Here is a 14,971-nt window from a genome sequence, read left to right as displayed (position 1 = left end):
GAGTCTCGGTCGCTCGAACGCGAGACTCCCCGGGGCCGCGAACACGCAGCGCCGCAGGCGCTGCAAATCAAACACAGTGCTCGCGCAGATACGCCAGGTCTTCCGCGAGGCCGTCACCGGGGGTTTCCAGCACCACCGGTGCGCCCGCCGTCCGGCAGACCTCGGCGAGCAGTTGGGGGTCGATGGTGCCGTCGGCGAAGTTGGCGTGGCGGTCGGCGCCGGAGTCGAACTCGTCGCGGGAGGAGTTCAGGTGCACCAGATCGATCCGCCCGGTGATCGCCTTGATCCGGTCGACGACGCCGATCAGGTTCTCACCGCCCGCCCAGGCGTGGCAGGTGTCCAGGCAGAAGCCGGCACCGTAGTCGCCGACCGCGTCCCACAATCGGGCGATGGTATCGAAGTGCCTGGCCATGGCGTGGTTGCCGCCCGCGGTGTTCTCGATCAGGATGGGCACCGCGAATCCGCCCTTGTCCTGCTGGCGCTCGAACAGTTTGCGCCAGTTGTCGATCCCGGTTTCCAACTCGGCGTCGGAACGCACGTGCCCGCCGTGCACCACCAGGCCGAACGCGCCGAGTTCGGCGGCTGCCTTCGCCTGCTGGGCCACCGCGTTGCGCGAGGGCATGCGCAACCGGTTGTTCAGGCTCGCGACGTTGATCTGATAGGAGGAGTGCACCACCACCTCGATCGGGCTGGCGAGAATCTCCTCGGTCCGCGGATGCGGGCTGGGTTTGTCCCAGCTCTGCGGATCGACCACGAACATCTGGATGACGTCGGCGCCGAGTTTCTCCCCGAAGCCGATCGGGTCGCTGTCGAGCCGGACGTGTGCTCCAATGCGCATGCGGGCCACCATACTGGCAGCTACCGACGACAATCGAAGTTGCGCCGCGACTGTTGCATCCCCATGGCTCGCCGAGATACATGGGTAGTGTTCGCGCGCTCGACTCGAGAAGGGGGTGGAACGGTGTTGCAGACCGGCGATGTCTTCGCAGGCTACGTCATCAAACGCGCTCTCGGCCATGGCGGTATGGGCACCGTGTATCTGGCCCAGCACCCTCGGCTGCCCCGGCTGACTGCTCTGAAGCTGCTCAAACGGGAGCTGTACGCCGACATCGGCATCCGCCGCCGCTTCGAGCGCGAGGCCGATCTGGTCGCACGCCTGGACCACCCGAACATCGTCACGGTGTTCGACCGCGGCGCTGAGCACCAGCAGCTGTGGATCTCCATGCAGTACGTGCCCGGCGCGGACGCCTCCTGCGCGGACGTCGACGTGCTCGCGCCCGGCCGGGCGGTGCAGATCGTCGCCGACACCGCCGCGGCGCTGGATTTCGCGCATGCCAACCAGGTGCTGCACCGCGACGTGAAACCGGCCAACATCCTGCTGGCGAAAGCGCCGATCGGTCAGCCGGAGCGGGTGCTGCTCACCGATTTCGGGATCGCGGGTATCCGCGGCGCGGAGTCCACGATCGGCTCGTCGGGCACGATCACCGCGACACTCGCCTTCGGCGCTCCGGAACAGCTGATCGGACAGCCGTTGGACGACCGTGCCGATCAGTACTCGCTGGCGTGCACGTTGTTCTGGATGCTCACCGGCGCGCCGCCGTATCCCGGTGCGAACCCGGCGGCCGTGGTGAACAGCCATCTGTACGCGCCCATCCCGATACCGAGCCGCACGCGCCGCGAACTGCCGCGCGCACTGGATCCGGTGCTGGCTCGCGCGATGGCCAAGCGGCCCGCGGACCGATTCGCAAGTTGCGCCGAGTTCGCCGCCGCGGCGAAGCATGCTCTCGCCGGGCACCCAGCAGGGCACTGGACCGCACCGCTGCACGGCGGCTACGTCGACGGGCACCCCGCGCCGACGCACCACGCTGCCGCGCCCCCACCGCAGCACCGGACGAGGCAACCGGATACCGCTCGGCCCCTCCCCGGTTTCCTGCCGCCGCGCCGCCCCGTTCATCCCGGCATGATCGAGTTGCCGAACTTGCCGATGCGCCCGGGATCGGCGGTGCGACCGCACCAGCAACCTCCGGACCCCAGGCCCCCGCCGGGCGTCGCGGCGTACGCCGATCGTCCGCGCGTCCTCGGGCTCGACGAGCGATAGGCAACGCGCGACTACTGCTATGGTTTCGATGTTTTCCGTGGTCGGGCCCATCTCCGGCCATGCATTCTTTTGCTGTACGCCTGTTCGCCGGTGGGTCCCGGCGGGCGGCGGGAAGTGGAGCAGTCATGCTGGCCAGCGGTGACGTTTTCGCCGGCTATGTCATCGAGCGGCAACTCGGCCGCGGTGGCATGGGCTCGGTCTATCTGGCGAAACATCCGCGGCTGCCGCGGATGACCGCGCTGAAACTGCTGAATCGGGAGATGTTCTTCGACAAGGAGGTGCGGGCGCGGTTCGAACGGGAGGCGGATCTGGTCGCCCAGCTCGATCACCCGAACATCGTCACGGTCTACGACCGCGGGCTCGACGACGAGCAGCTGTGGATTTCGATGCAGTACGTCGACGGTATCGACGCCGCCTCGGTGGAACCGAAGTCGCTGCCGCCCGAACGAGCGGTGCAGATCATCAAGGAGACCGCCGACGCGCTGGACTACGCGCACGGCAACGGGGTGCTGCACCGTGACGTGAAACCCGCCAACATCCTGCTGGCCCGCTCCACCGCCGGTCGCGGTGAGCGGGTGTATCTCACCGACTTCGGCATCGCGCGACTGCGGGACGACACCGGTCATCTCACCCAGACCGGCACCTTCACCGCCACGCTCGCTTATGCCTCCCCCGAACAGCTCACCGGCGCCTCGCTCGACCACCGCTCCGACCAGTACTCGCTGGCCTGCTCGCTGTTCTGGTTGTTCACCGGCACCGGCCCGTTCTCCGCGACGAACCCCGCCGCGGTCATCCAGGGGCATCTGCAGGGAGCGCCGCCCGCGCTGAGCAGCGTCCGGGCGGCATTGCCTTTCGCGCTGGACGGCGTGCTGGCCAGGGCGATGGCCAAGCGACCCGACGACCGGTACGGCAGTTGCGCGGAGTTCGCCGCGGCCGCCAGGCAGGCGCTGACCGGTTCGAGCGCGCCGTCGATGCCGGTGGTGGGCGGCCCCCGCCCGGTCACCGGTGCCCCGCATCCGACCGCGGGGCCGCGCCCGACAACCGGGCCGCAGATCCCGACGACCGGCGCGCCGTATCCGGTGTCGCAGGGCCACTACCTCAGCGGTCCGGGCCACCAAGTGCACGCCCCGCAGACCAGCGGACCGAACCCGCTCGCCGCCTCGGCGTCGCCCGCCACTCCGCCGCCCGCGCCGGTGGCGATGTCGCGCCCGCAGACCGGTCCCGCGCCACAGCCGACGGCCGCCAATCCTTATCCCCAGCAGCAGTTCTCCGGCTTCGCCGCCCCGCCTGCGCCGCCGCACGGCGCGCACGCCCACCTTTCGGCCGCGCCGCCGCCCAAGAAGAACACCGGGCTGATCGTCGGCCTGGCGGTGGGCGTGGTCGTGCTGATCCTGGTGGTGCTCGGCATCATCGGCGCCGTTTCCGATTCGGGCTCGAACAACGGCGGCACCACCACCACGTCGGCGGTGAAGCCGAACCTCGTCGACGCGACACCGGAGTCGATCAGCGCGGAGTTCCCGCGGATGGTGCCCGCCTCGCAGACCGAGGATGTCGGGTACAACGGCGCCGAGTGCTGGTTGGCCTCGCCCAGCTCGCCGCCCTCGCCGTCCAAGGGCGATCCGGACTTCGGTGACTGGGCCGCGCAGTGGCGCTGCTTCAAGGGCGGCAACAACGATGATCCGTACTACCGCATCTACGTCTACAAGACCCCCGCCGATGTCCAGGCGGTGCTGAAGAGCCTGCCTTCGTCGGCCACCAAGTCCAGCGACACCAACGGCGGAAAGACCTACACGAACTACAAGTACGTCGACGAGGGCGCCAAGATGGTCACCTCGTTCACCGGCGACCCGGATCGGACCCAATACCTGATGTACACCGACGGCTTCGCCCACACCACCATCGATGAAGCGCTGCGCTGGTGGCGCTCGGCGCCGCTGAACTGACCGATGCTGCACACCGGCGAGGTCTTCGCGGGGTACACCATCGAGCGCCTGCTCGGCCGCGGCGGGATGGGTTCGGTGTACCTGGCCCGGCATCCGCGGCTGCCCCGGTTCACGGCGATGAAGCTGTTGAACCCGGAACTCTTCGACGACAAGGAGATCCGCGCCCGCTTCGAGCGGGAGGCGGACCTCGTCGCGCGGCTGGACCACCCGAACATCGTCACGGTGTTCGACCGGGGCGTCGAGGGCGAGCGGCTGTGGATCTGCATGCGCTACATCGACGGCACCGACGCCGCCGCACTGGACGCGTGGACGCTGCCGCCGCGGCGGGCGACGCAGATCATCGCCGCGACGGCCGAGGCGCTGGACTTCGCGCACAGCCGCGGCGTGCTGCACCGCGACGTGAAACCGGCGAACATCCTGTTGGAGCGGGTAGAGGGCGGGCAGGAGCGCGTCTTCCTCTCCGACTTCGGTATCGCCCGATTGCGGGACGACACCGGACGGCTCACCCAGACCGGAACCTTCACCGCCACGCTCGCCTACGCCGCCCCGGAGCAGCTTTCCGGTGCGCCACTGGATCACCGCGCCGACCAGTATTCGCTGGCCTGCACACTGTTTCGGCTGCTGACCGGCACGGTGCCGTTCGACGCCACCAATCCGGTCGCGGTGATCCAGGGACATCTCAACGCCGCACCGCCATCGGTCAGCAGGCTGCGGCCCGGATTGCCGGTGGCGCTGGACGGCGTGCTGGCCAAGGCGATGGCCAAGCACGCGGCCGATCGCTTCGACTCGTGCGCCGAGTTCGCCGCCGCCGCGTGGCAGGCGCTGAACGCGCCCGCGGCCCCCTGGCCGCCACCGCCCCCGTCGAACCCCTCTTCGCACGCGACCGACGCGGCGACCCCGCAACGGCCGGCGCGCGCCTACCTCGGTCCCGTGCGACGTTCCCGCTGGCACGCTTCGGCGGGTGGCTGGATCGGCCTGCTGCTGGTGGTCGCCCTGCTCGGCCTCGTCGTCGCGGTGGCACTCAGCGGGCCCGATTCCTCCGGTACCACCGCCTCGACGACGACCGTGCGCCCGCAGAGCACCTCCGTCATCGGGCCACCGGTCACCGGGCGTCCGACGACGACCGTCGCGGCCACCACGGACCGAGCCGTGATCGGCGCCCGCGCGGCCGAGCTGAGCGCCGCGTTCCCGCACATGCTGCCGGAGACCTCCGCCCAGCGCCTGGTGCACTCCGGAACCGGATACAACAAGGCGGGCTGTTTCGCCCACACGCCGGATTCCCCCGGGCCGGGCGACCCGGAAGACCCGGACTTCGGCGCCTGGCTGGTGATGTGGAGCTGCTTCGGCGGACCGAACAAAGCGTCCTTCGACTTCTTCCTCTACAGCTCGCCCGCCGACGCGCAGGCGGTGCTCGCCGCGTTACCGGCCAACGACCACGCGACCGCCACCAACAACAGCGGCCGCACCTACCCGAACTACACCCTGCACGACAGCCGCGACCTGCGCCCGCGCATGGTCACCGCGTTCCCGTCGGACCAGGGCCGGACAGCCATGCTGATGTACAGCGCCGGATTCATCGCCACCGACGCCGAATTCATGGATTGGTGGAGATCAGCGCCGCTGAATTGAGCGTCCCCCAAGAAAAGCCGCGAGGGTAAGCACATGGACGACACCCGCCTCACCATCGGAGCCGTAGCCGAGCGAACCGGTCTCCTTCGGCAGGCGTGACGATCGCACGCTGCGCGAGTGGATGGCGGCACGCCCTGGAGGGGGCCGACGACCCACGCGTGGAGCGGTACCGGCAGCTGCTCGCGGTGATCAACGGCTGGCCCGCACCGCCGAGTCTCGCGCTCGTGTTCGCCTGGCTCAGCGCGGCCCTGCGCACCGTGCCGGCAGGCTACTCGAAGACGTAGTGGGCGAACTCGTGGGTCGGGTGGAAACCGATCGTCCGGTAGATCCGGTTGGCCGTGGTGTTGGCGGTGTCGGCGAACAGGCAGACATCCAGGCTCTGCGCGCGCAGCAGCTCGGCGACGTGCGCGGTCACCGCGCTGGCGTATCCGTGCCCGCGCGCGTCCGGCGGGGTGTAGACCGGCCCGATCCGCGCCCAACCTTGAATCGGAACGTGGTGCGCGGCAAGACTCACCGGTTCCCCCTGGTGTTCCCACAACCACCAGCGGCCCGAGTCCACCCGACGCCGAATCGCGGCCTCGTCCAGCCCGGATTCCATTCCGGCCTCCTCGCGCATGGCCGCCAGCCAGTCCGCGCACAGCGCGACATCGGATTCCCCTGCGCGGCGCGACACTCCGGCCACGTCCGGGATTCGCAGCGCACCGAGCCGGTGCAGCCGGGTGAGGTACGACCGGTGGAAGCCTCTCCCCAGCAACGCACACCAGTGCTGGGCGAAAGCGGTCGCGTCCTCGACGATGCCCTCCACGCCCGCGCTCTCCGGGACGACGTCGGCCAGCGCGCGAACCACTGCCGGAATGCCGTCGGGCGGTAGCGCGCCGAGATACACGTCGCGACCGGCTACCCGCATGGCGGCACCGACCACGGAGGCATCCTCGCCGAGGACGGAGAGGAACCGCGATGCCTCGGCGGGGGTGTCGATGCCCATGACGTGGTTGGCGACGCTCGTGGTGAGCACGGTGTGCCGCAGCGGATCGCGGAGCAGGAACGACCCCGCGACCGAGCGGAACTCGGCGGCGTCGGTGGTGATCTCGATCCTCATGAGAATCACGGTAGGCGCCTGAAGTGTTGCGCGCCTTGCTTTCTCGCGGCCGATCCGAGACCGGCCACCGGGCGACCGGCCGGTTTCCTCAGTCCGCTTCGCCGCCACCCGCGCGGAGTTTGAGCAGGACCAGGCCCGCGGTGCACGCGAGAATGAGTCCGGCGACCGTGATTTCGACGTGCAGGCCCGCGATGCCGAGCACCGCCCCGACGAGTCCGCCGATGAAGATCAACCAGGCGAGCGCCCGCGACACAATCGTGGACAGCATGCGCGCCTGCTGGTTCGACGCGGGATGCTGTGCCGTTGCCGACACCTCATCTTCCGCGGCGCGGGATGAACCACGCCGCGACGCTGTCGAGTAAGCTCCCATCATCAACTCCTCGATGACGCCGGTCAGAGAACCACTCTCACGTTCTCACACAACGTGTCTCTCATCCTGAAACCGGCGTCTCACGCGTAACTTTGCTCACACACGCTACGACTCCGGGACGCCGGAAGATAGCGACACGTGCCCACGACACGCCGAAGAGACCAATTCGATATCTGAATTACTGCCGTTTTGGATGCGCCGCCCGGCGCATCTCCAGCGACCACTCGCCTCGCTTGGCCGCCGGGCCTCGAGTAAGGTGAGTCCACTCGATACACACGAGGAGCGTCACCGTTGGAAAGCAGCAGGACCAAGATCGCCGGTCCGGCGATCGCCGTAGGAGCGGTTTCCATCGGACTCGTCCTGATCGGCGCCTGTGGCGTCGGGAGGCAGGACACCTATGTGCCGCCCCCGCCCCTGAAAGCGGGCGAGTACGCCGAGCCGGTGGTCCACGAAAGCACCACCGGCGGTTCGACAACCCCCAGGGTCGTCATCCCGCCCTCACCCACCTGGCGGATCGCACCGGCCGACCAGCGGCCCCCGACGCCGTTCGCGGGCTTCATGAGCAGCACCACCGCCGAGCCCACCTCGCGTAATCCGCACGAGGACACCTCGCAAGCGGCGCCACCCGAGGAACCGAGGCCGCCCACCGCGCGGACGCCCACGAACGAATCGACCGACGAGGCGCCCACGCAACTGCGGACGACACCGGAAGACGACGAGTGAGACGCGGTGGTGCGCAAGCACGCACCACCGCGGCACTCCTTACAGTTCGGGCAGCTCGTAGTCGCCGACCCGGGAGCTGAGCACGCGCAGATGCTCGAGTCCGCCGCCGAGCGTGCGCTCGATCGCGGTGAGCCGGGCCACGTAATGGCTCACCGGATACTCCGCGGTGACGCCGATGCCACCGTGCATCTGGATCGCCTCCTGCCCGATGTGCCGGGCCGCGCGGCCGACCTGCAGCCGTGCGCGCGAGGCGATCACCGGATCGTCGGCCCCGTCGGCCAGCGACGCCGTGGCGTACAGGCTCATGCTGCGCGCCAGCTCCAGCGAGACGTACATATCGGCCGCCCGCTGGGTGAGCGTCTGGAACTTCGACAGCGTGACGCCGAACTGCTTGCGCTGCTTGAGGTAGTCGGCGGTCAGCCGCAACGCCTCTTCCATCGCGCCGACCGACTCCGCGCACAGGCTCGCCTGCGCGTACGTGAGCACGGACGCGATCGCCTCGGTCGTGTCCGCCGCGCCGAGCCGCTCGGCCGGCGCGTCGGTCAGCTCCAGCTGCGCGCCGCGCTGGCCGTCCACCGTGCGGTAGGGCTTGCGAACCACACCGGTCGCGTCGGGCGCGACCAGGAACAGCCCCACACCGCCTCCGGGCAGCGCGGCGCTGACCACCAGCTCGTCGGCGCTCTCGCCGTGCGGGACGGGGTTCTTCACACCGGTCAGCGTGTACGAGTCACCCTGCGCCGCGGCGGTAGTCGCCAGTTCGCTCGACGGCCAGCGCACGCCCGGCTCGGTGTGGGCGAAGGCCAGTAGCTTCGTGCCCGACGCGACCTCGGGCAGGATCCGCTGACGCTGTTCGGCGCTGCCCGCCGCGGCGACCAGCCCACCGGGCACCAGCACCGCGTCCAGGATCGGCTCCGGCGCGAGCCTGCGGCCCACCTCCTCGAGCACCACCATCGTCTCCACGGGACCGGCGCCGACGCCACCGTCCTCCTCGGCGAAACTCAGCCCGAGCACGCCCAGTTCGGCGAACTGACGCCACACGTCGCGACTCCAGCCGAGTTCGGAGTCGAGTACCTTCAGCCGCGATTCGGCGTCGTAGTTGCGGGCGAGCAGGTCACGGACCGTGTCGCGGAGCATGACCTGTTCATCGGTCAGATCGAAATCCATGATGCGGCCTCACAATCCGAGGATCGTGGAGGCGATGATGGTGCGCTGCACCTCGCTGGAGCCTCCGTAGATGGTGGTCTTGCGGTAGTTCAGGTAGGCGGGGCCGCTGCGCTGCGCCCAGCCGGGCGAGGCGATGTCGTCCGAGCCCACCGGGATGGCGTCCGGTCCGGCGATGTCGAGCAGCAGCTCGGTGGCCGCCTGCTGCAGTTCCGAACCGCGCAGCTTCAGCACCGAAGAGGCCGGATTCGGTTTGCCGTCCGAGGAGTTGGAGACCACGCGCAGCTGGGTCAGTTCCAGCGCGAGCAGCTCGTTCTCCAGTTCGGCGACCCGCGCCGCGAACACCGGGTCCTCGAGCAGCGTGCCGTTGCCCGACTTGGTCTTCGCCGCGTACTGCTTCGCCACGCCGATCTTGACCTTGGTGCGGCCGACACCGGTGATGCCGGTGCGCTCGTTGCCGAGCAGGAACTTCGCGTAGGTCCAGCCCTTGTTCTCCTCGCCGACCAGCTGGTCGGCGGGCACCCGGACGTTCTCGAAGAAGACCTCGTTCACTTCGTGCCCGCCGTCGATCAGCTTGATCGGGCGGATGGTGACACCGGGCGTCTTGACGTCGAACAGCAGGAAGGAGATGCCCGCCTGCTTCTTCGCCGCGCTGGGGTCGGTGCGCACCAGGCAGAAGATCCAGTCCGCGTACTGGGCCAGCGTGGTCCAGATCTTCTGGCCGTTGACGATGTAGGAATCACCGTCGCGCACCGCGGTGGTGCGCAGCGAGGCCAGATCGGAGCCCGCGTCCGGCTCCGAGAAGCCTTGGCACCACCAGATGTCCAGCGCCGCGGTGGGCGGCAGGAAACGCTCCTTCAGCTCCTGTGAGCCGAAGTGCGCGATCACCGGGCCGACCATCTGCGCGTTGAACGTCAGCGGCTCCGGCACCGAGGCCAGCTGCATCTCGTCCTGCCAGATGTGGCGCTGCATCGGCGTCCAGTCCTTACCGCCCCAGGCCACGGGCCAGTTCGGCACCGCGAGACCGTGGTCGTTGAGGATCTTGTGCGCGGTGACGATGTCGTCGCGGGACAGCTCACGGCCGTCCCGGACGCGCTCGCGGATGTCGGCCGGGATCTCGGTCCGATAGAACTTGCGCAGTTCGTCGCGGAAGGCGACGTCGTCGGGGGACAAGGATAGTTTCATACGCATCTCCCTGCGTGTCTCGTACGTCCGAGTCAAACCTACCCCTCGGTAATCCTCCGTTGTCGAGTGGATCACAGGAGCGGGACACCCGGGCCGGTCGCGAGGCCGTTGTCCCTGCCGCTCCCCGGGACGGCGGGGGCGGCGAGCTGGTACGTTGCTGCACGTGGGTCGGGGTCCCACAGGGTTCGGTATCGAGGAGAACGAGTGAACGGCAGGACCATCGCACGCGCCGCGGCGGCCGCGGCATCCCTCGGCATCGGCGCGGTTGTCACCTTCTCCGCGCCGGCCACCGCCGAGCAGAGTCAGGCGCCGGTGGATTCCGGGCTGGCTCATCTGACCGAGATCGCCGGCGCCGACTCGTCCACCCAGGAAGGCATTGCCGCACTCACGCGATACGCCGGTCTGATCGACGCCGCGCACCTGCGTGACGTCTCCAGCGTGTTCACGCCGTTCTCCTACGCTGCCCCCACCTTCGGCTGCGGCAGCAACGGGCCGATCACCACGATTATCGCGGCGGCGACCACCGAGGGGACGGGCAACGGCCGGGACCTGAACGTCGCGCCCGGTGAACTGCGCTTCAGCGCGACCCCGTCGCACTCCGGCGCACCCCTGGCTTCCGGGCTCGTCGTCGCCTGGGTGAACGTGAACACCGGCGCCAGCGGCCTCGACCCGCTCGACGACGTAACCGAATACCGCCTGCCGACGCTGTCCAAGACGGTCAAGAGCGGACCGGGCACCGTACTCGCCTCGATGTGGGGCATCATCGACTATCCGTTCGCGCACTGTGTGATGACCCCCACCGTCGGCCTGTTCACCGTCCCGGACTTCCCGGCTCCGCAGCCCGCGGCGCCCCAGCCGGCACCGGCGGCCCCACAGCCCGCGCCCGCTCCCTAGCCGGACCGGTGGCGAACGCCGGTTTCGGCGCTACGCCCGCCGCACCGCGGCGGGATACCTCGGGCCGCGGTCAGAGAGCCAGTTCGCGATGGATCGCTTCGGCGATCCGAGCGGCCGTCCCGTCGCTCGGCACAACCGTGATATCAGGATTTCGGGGGCGTTCGTACGGCGAACTGATGCCTGTGAAATCTCGTAGCTCGCCACGACGCGCGGCACGATAGAGATTCTTCGGATCCCGCCTCTCGCACTCCGAGAGCGGAGTGTCGACGAACACTTCGTAGAAGGCGGCTCCGATTTCTTCATGTGCGAGCCGCGCTCTGCGACGTCCGGCTTCGAACGGACTGATGAGAGCCACCAGAACGACCAGTCCGGCATCGGCGAACAAGGCCGCCACCTCGCCGGCGCGTCGTACGCTTTCCCAGCGATCCGCATCGGCGAATCCGAGATCGGAGTTGAGACCGGATCGCAAGCTGTCTCCATCGAGCAAATAAGCGGCACGTCCGGCACGTGTCAGACTCTCACGCAGCTCCGAGGCAATCGTCGTCTTGCCTGCCCCGGACAGCCCGGTGAACCACACTGTCGAACCTCGGACCCGAGCATGCATCGACGATCTCCTTTCCGAAAGAGTGGCCCGGCCTTCGACATGAGGTCGCGCCGTTGCGATATCAGCCGACAGATGGCGGCGTTTCACTTTTGTCCGTCACCGCCGTGGATTTTCGGCTGTCGCGGCCGGAAACAGGCGGGAGATACTGTCCCGATAGACGACGCTCGCGGCGACGAAGCCGATTCCGAGCATCAGCCAGCCGGGTGTGCCGAAACGGGCGACGATGGCGCTGAACAACGGTGGCCCGACGATCTGCTGGACAGACATGCCCAGCGCGAACGTCGCGATGTACTCCGATCGCCGCCCCTCCGGCGCCAGATCGTGCGAGACGACCCATGCCGACGACGTCTGGTAGATCTCTCCTATGGTCAAGGTGCCGATCACCGTGAACAGCACCATCGCGCCTAGTATCGGTCCGTCCACCTCGGCCAGCACTGCCATCAACAGGCACGAGACCCCCAACGCGATACCGGCTCGGACCACCGCCGAACGAGCGGAGCGCACCGAGGCGATCCCTTTGCCGAGCGGGACCTGTAGCAGCACCACCAGCAGCGCCCCGATCGTGACGATCAGGGGGATGAACGCATCGGGCACATCTGAACGCGCAGTCGTCCACAAGGGCAGTGCGACGATCATCATCGTGGCGTGCAGCCCCAGCATGCCGTTGGCCAAGCCGAGCGCCAGATATCGAACGTTGCGGACGGCGGGCAATCCACGAGCACGTATCTCGAGGGGCGACTTCTCCAGTGCGCGTAGCCGGTAGACGAGGGCGCCGCAGATCAGATAGGACGCGGCGTTGCCCAGGAGCATGATCAAGTAGCCGCTGGTTCCCGCAGCCGCCAGCCCGAGCCCGGCCAGGGCCGACCCCACCATGACTCCGCCGTTTCGGGTCGCGCGCATCGTCGCCAGAACAGTCGAGCGCTCGAGGCCGGTGACGACTATGCCCGCCACCGCTTGGTTCACCGGCGGAACGGCCCGCATGATCACTGTTGCCACGGAGACGGCCACGACGAAACCGAGAACTCCGTCGATGAGCAAGTAGCCGCAATACACCACTGCCAACGCGCAGTTGAGTGCCGCCAAGGTGCGCACCGCTCCGAACCGGTCGGCCGATCCGGCCAAAGGGACACTCGCGAACATTCCCGCTACGGCCGCGAGTGCGAGCCCACCGCCCACCACCGTGATCGGTATGTCCAGGTAGGTGGTGTAGAACAACACCGCACCGGCCAGGAACAACCCGGTACCGGTCGAATTGACCAGCGCGGCGAGCACGAGAACTCGTGCGGATCCGTTGAGGGACAGCAAGGCCTTCATGGCACGGTACCCACCGCGCTGTGGTCGCCTCCGGAGTCGTCACGAAGAAGCCGGGGCGCGGCCGCCACACTGTTCGGATCGGCGCGATCGAGAAAGAGGACGCCGTCGAGATGATCGACTTGATGGGCGACGACCCGGGCCGCGCGTCCGATCAACTCCCAGTCGACGGGTTCCCCTGAACTCGTGGTCGCTCTATAGCGAATACGTGCGGGGCGGGTGACCAGCCCGGTCATACGCGGGATGCTGACGCAGGTCTCATAGTCCGCGACGGTCTCCCAAGCCAGCGGAGTGATCTCCGGGTCGGAGTGCACCACGACTCCGGCTTCCACGCCGGACAGACGACGAACCTGGCACATTCCGGTGGTATCCAGCGCGATCATCCGCACCGGGGTACCGATCACCGGTGCGGCCATGCCCGACCGCTGGTACCGCCTCAGCGCGGTGCTCAGCCCGGCGGTGATGGCGGCGAGGTCGACGGCATCCGATCCCAGGTCTCGCAGGAAGGCAGCCGGAACACGAAGAGCGGGCTCGTCGAAACCTACGATTCGAACGTCTTGCGGCATCCGTCACCTGGCCTCGGTGAGATGCCGCGCCAGATTCCGCTGGTTGACGAACAGATCGAAGCGAAGCGATTTCCCGCCCTTGGTCAGCAGGTCCTCGAGTTCGACTCGGCGTACCGCGACCTCCGCCAAATTCATCGCGGCGAGGATTCGGTTCGTATCGAAATCGATCGTCGATCCGTCGTGCACGATCAACACTTCGACTCTGCCGGGCTCGGTCTGTCGAACCTGCCACCGGCGCAGTGGAAGCGCTTCGAGGTAGAGCTGTAGGGGTTTGACGTTCATCGGGACACCGTCTCGGTCGGCGATGAAGCCGCGCTGCCTGCCCTCCAGACCGCGCAATCGTCGGAGTGCCCGTCCACACGCACACGATCGGCCGAGTAACTCGGCCCGGTCTTCCGGTCGGTACTTGACGATCAGCATGGCGGAGTTGATCAAGTTCGTCAGCAGCAAGGCACCGTCGGAGTCGAGAGCGATATGCACTCGCTCCTCGTTGACGTGGTACGTCGCCGCTTCCGCTGGACACTCCCAAGCCACCTGGCCGAACTCCTGCAGGCCGAAGATATCTCGATGCGGCGCATCGAAAGTAGCGGCGAGGGCTCTGCGCGTTTGCGAGTCCACGGTGTCGCCATGGGTCAGCAGCAGTCCGGGATCCGGTATCGACAGTTCACCCGCCGTGATCATGCGGGCCAGCACCAGGACTTCCATCGGCTGCCCCCACACGACATCCGGCCGGAAATCGGCAACGAGCTGCTCGACGTACCGCGCGTTGGCAGCGGTGACTTTCGCGATGTTGATCCGCAATCGCGTCCAAGTCGCGGCGTCGCCGCTGAAGTGCGCCAAATCGTGCCGCGGGTCGCAGGTGACCCGCAGCGTACGAAAACCCGGTGCGAGACCGTAAGCATGGAATACCCGCATGGGCATGGCCACGCCGTTGATCAGATGCGACTCCCCGTGTTCGATGACGACAGGCTCACCGGTAGTGCCGGAGGTTCGAGCCCGCAACACGTCCACCGAGTCGAGCAATCCGGTACGCAATTCGTGCGGGCGCCGGATCAGATCGGCCTTCCGCAGGACGGGGAGGTGACCGAGAACGCTCTGCGGATCGTCGTTCGCACCGGTTTCGGCCAGAGCGGCCCGTTGCTCTGCCGTGCCGTGCTCGGCGACCAACGCGAGCAGTTCCCGCAGGCGCGCATCGGAAACGGCCGTGAGCCGATCGAGATCCCACTCCGTGTGCCGGTACACCATGTCGTACATTCGCCAGCCCTCGGCGACTGCGGCATACGTGCGAAGTGTCTGATTGTGCCAATAGCGCGGACGATCCGCGAGCGCGTCGGTTACCACATCTGATCCCATGAGCCGAACCTTTCGAATACAGGGCGGCGTTGGGG

The 14,971-nt window shown here is 68.1% G+C and carries 15 protein-coding genes; 6 read left to right on the top strand and 9 right to left on the bottom strand.

Annotated elements, in window-relative coordinates; genetic code table 11:
- Window positions 1-67: 67 nt before the first annotated feature.
- On the bottom strand, window positions 68-838 hold the full coding sequence (locus tag ACFU5M_RS32070; RefSeq protein WP_379054922.1) for a deoxyribonuclease IV: 771 nt from the start codon (window positions 836-838) through the stop codon (window positions 68-70).
- A gap of 123 nt (window positions 839-961) precedes the next feature.
- Here ACFU5M_RS32070 and ACFU5M_RS32065 point away from each other — a divergent pair, with 123 nt between their 5' ends.
- From ACFU5M_RS32065 to ACFU5M_RS32050, 4 genes are all read left to right on the top strand, one after another.
- Window positions 962-2,098: a serine/threonine-protein kinase gene (locus ACFU5M_RS32065; RefSeq protein ID WP_379054920.1), complete on the top strand. Its 1,137-nt coding sequence runs from the start codon at window positions 962-964 to the stop codon at window positions 2,096-2,098.
- Window positions 2,099-2,223: 125 nt separating this feature from the next.
- On the top strand, window positions 2,224-4,041 hold the full coding sequence (locus ACFU5M_RS32060) for a protein kinase (RefSeq protein WP_379054918.1): 1,818 nt from the start codon (window positions 2,224-2,226) through the stop codon (window positions 4,039-4,041).
- A gap of 3 nt (window positions 4,042-4,044) precedes the next feature.
- Entirely contained in the window at window positions 4,045-5,670 is a 1,626-nt protein-coding gene (locus tag ACFU5M_RS32055; RefSeq protein WP_379054916.1) for a serine/threonine-protein kinase, read from the top strand.
- A 95-nt stretch (window positions 5,671-5,765) separates the two neighbouring features.
- Window positions 5,766-5,954, top strand: a complete 189-nt coding sequence (locus ACFU5M_RS32050) for a hypothetical protein (protein WP_379054914.1) — start codon at window positions 5,766-5,768, stop codon at window positions 5,952-5,954.
- On the opposite strand, the gene ACFU5M_RS32045 is transcribed toward ACFU5M_RS32050, so the two are convergent.
- Entirely contained in the window at window positions 5,939-6,769 is an 831-nt protein-coding gene (locus ACFU5M_RS32045; RefSeq protein WP_379054912.1) for a GNAT family N-acetyltransferase, read from the bottom strand. The genes ACFU5M_RS32050 and ACFU5M_RS32045 overlap by 16 nt on opposite strands.
- A gap of 88 nt (window positions 6,770-6,857) precedes the next feature.
- Window positions 6,858-7,082: a hypothetical protein gene (locus tag ACFU5M_RS32040; protein WP_379054910.1), complete on the bottom strand. Its 225-nt coding sequence runs from the start codon at window positions 7,080-7,082 to the stop codon at window positions 6,858-6,860.
- Between the two features lie 348 nt (window positions 7,083-7,430).
- On the opposite strand from ACFU5M_RS32040, the gene ACFU5M_RS32035 reads away from it, so the two are divergent.
- Complete coding sequence (locus tag ACFU5M_RS32035; RefSeq protein ID WP_379054908.1) at window positions 7,431-7,862, top strand: hypothetical protein; 432 nt, start codon at window positions 7,431-7,433, stop codon at window positions 7,860-7,862.
- 39 nt (window positions 7,863-7,901) lie between these two features.
- Here the strand turns inward: ACFU5M_RS32035 and ACFU5M_RS32030 are convergent, their stop codons facing one another.
- Together ACFU5M_RS32030 and ACFU5M_RS32025 are read right to left on the bottom strand one after the other, a co-directional pair.
- Entirely contained in the window at window positions 7,902-9,026 is a 1,125-nt protein-coding gene (locus tag ACFU5M_RS32030; RefSeq protein ID WP_379054906.1) for an acyl-CoA dehydrogenase family protein, read from the bottom strand.
- A 9-nt stretch (window positions 9,027-9,035) separates the two neighbouring features.
- Complete coding sequence (locus tag ACFU5M_RS32025) at window positions 9,036-10,208, bottom strand: acyl-CoA dehydrogenase family protein (protein ID WP_379054904.1); 1,173 nt, start codon at window positions 10,206-10,208, stop codon at window positions 9,036-9,038.
- Between the two features lie 204 nt (window positions 10,209-10,412).
- On the opposite strand from ACFU5M_RS32025, the gene ACFU5M_RS32020 reads away from it, so the two are divergent.
- Window positions 10,413-11,102, top strand: a complete 690-nt coding sequence (locus ACFU5M_RS32020) for a hypothetical protein (protein WP_379054902.1) — start codon at window positions 10,413-10,415, stop codon at window positions 11,100-11,102.
- A gap of 70 nt (window positions 11,103-11,172) precedes the next feature.
- On the opposite strand, the gene cysC is transcribed toward ACFU5M_RS32020, so the two are convergent.
- The 4 genes from cysC to ACFU5M_RS32000 are packed head-to-tail and all read right to left on the bottom strand — an operon-like array spanning window position 11,173 to window position 14,936.
- Complete coding sequence (gene cysC, locus ACFU5M_RS32015; RefSeq protein WP_379054900.1) at window positions 11,173-11,793, bottom strand: adenylyl-sulfate kinase; 621 nt, start codon at window positions 11,791-11,793, stop codon at window positions 11,173-11,175.
- Window positions 11,794-11,802: 9 nt separating this feature from the next.
- On the bottom strand, window positions 11,803-13,020 hold the full coding sequence (locus ACFU5M_RS32010) for an MFS transporter (RefSeq protein ID WP_379054898.1): 1,218 nt from the start codon (window positions 13,018-13,020) through the stop codon (window positions 11,803-11,805).
- Entirely contained in the window at window positions 13,017-13,583 is a 567-nt protein-coding gene (locus ACFU5M_RS32005) for a peptide deformylase (RefSeq protein ID WP_379054896.1), read from the bottom strand. The genes ACFU5M_RS32010 and ACFU5M_RS32005 overlap by 4 nt, the downstream gene beginning before the upstream one ends.
- 3 nt (window positions 13,584-13,586) lie before the next feature.
- Window positions 13,587-14,936: a phenylacetate--CoA ligase family protein gene (locus ACFU5M_RS32000; protein WP_379054894.1), complete on the bottom strand. Its 1,350-nt coding sequence runs from the start codon at window positions 14,934-14,936 to the stop codon at window positions 13,587-13,589.
- Between the last annotated feature and the right edge of the window lie 35 nt (window positions 14,937-14,971).

It is taken from the genome of Nocardia sp. NPDC057455 (genome assembly GCF_042802775.1).
Taxonomy (GTDB): Bacteria; Actinomycetota; Actinomycetes; order Mycobacteriales; family Mycobacteriaceae; genus Nocardia.
Note: the sequence above shows the minus strand (reverse complement) of the source record. Positions and strands in the feature narration are given on the sequence as shown.

Excerpts from the sequence above, each read along its gene's own strand:
- ACFU5M_RS32070 (WP_379054922.1), bottom strand. The coding sequence starts at position 838 with ATGCGCATTGGAGCACACGTCCGGCTCGACAGCGACCCGATCGGCTTC.
- ACFU5M_RS32060 (WP_379054918.1), top strand. The coding sequence starts at position 2,224 with ATGCTGGCCAGCGGTGACGTTTTCGCCGGCTATGTCATCGAGCGGCAA.
- ACFU5M_RS32055 (WP_379054916.1), top strand. The coding sequence starts at position 4,045 with ATGCTGCACACCGGCGAGGTCTTCGCGGGGTACACCATCGAGCGCCTG.
- ACFU5M_RS32045 (WP_379054912.1), bottom strand. The coding sequence starts at position 6,769 with ATGAGGATCGAGATCACCACCGACGCCGCCGAGTTCCGCTCGGTCGCG.
- ACFU5M_RS32030 (WP_379054906.1), bottom strand. The coding sequence starts at position 9,026 with ATGGATTTCGATCTGACCGATGAACAGGTCATGCTCCGCGACACGGTC.
- ACFU5M_RS32025 (WP_379054904.1), bottom strand. The coding sequence starts at position 10,208 with ATGAAACTATCCTTGTCCCCCGACGACGTCGCCTTCCGCGACGAACTG.
- ACFU5M_RS32010 (WP_379054898.1), bottom strand. The coding sequence starts at position 13,020 with ATGAAGGCCTTGCTGTCCCTCAACGGATCCGCACGAGTTCTCGTGCTC.
- ACFU5M_RS32005 (WP_379054896.1), bottom strand. The coding sequence starts at position 13,583 with ATGCCGCAAGACGTTCGAATCGTAGGTTTCGACGAGCCCGCTCTTCGT.
- ACFU5M_RS32000 (WP_379054894.1), bottom strand. The coding sequence starts at position 14,936 with ATGGGATCAGATGTGGTAACCGACGCGCTCGCGGATCGTCCGCGCTAT.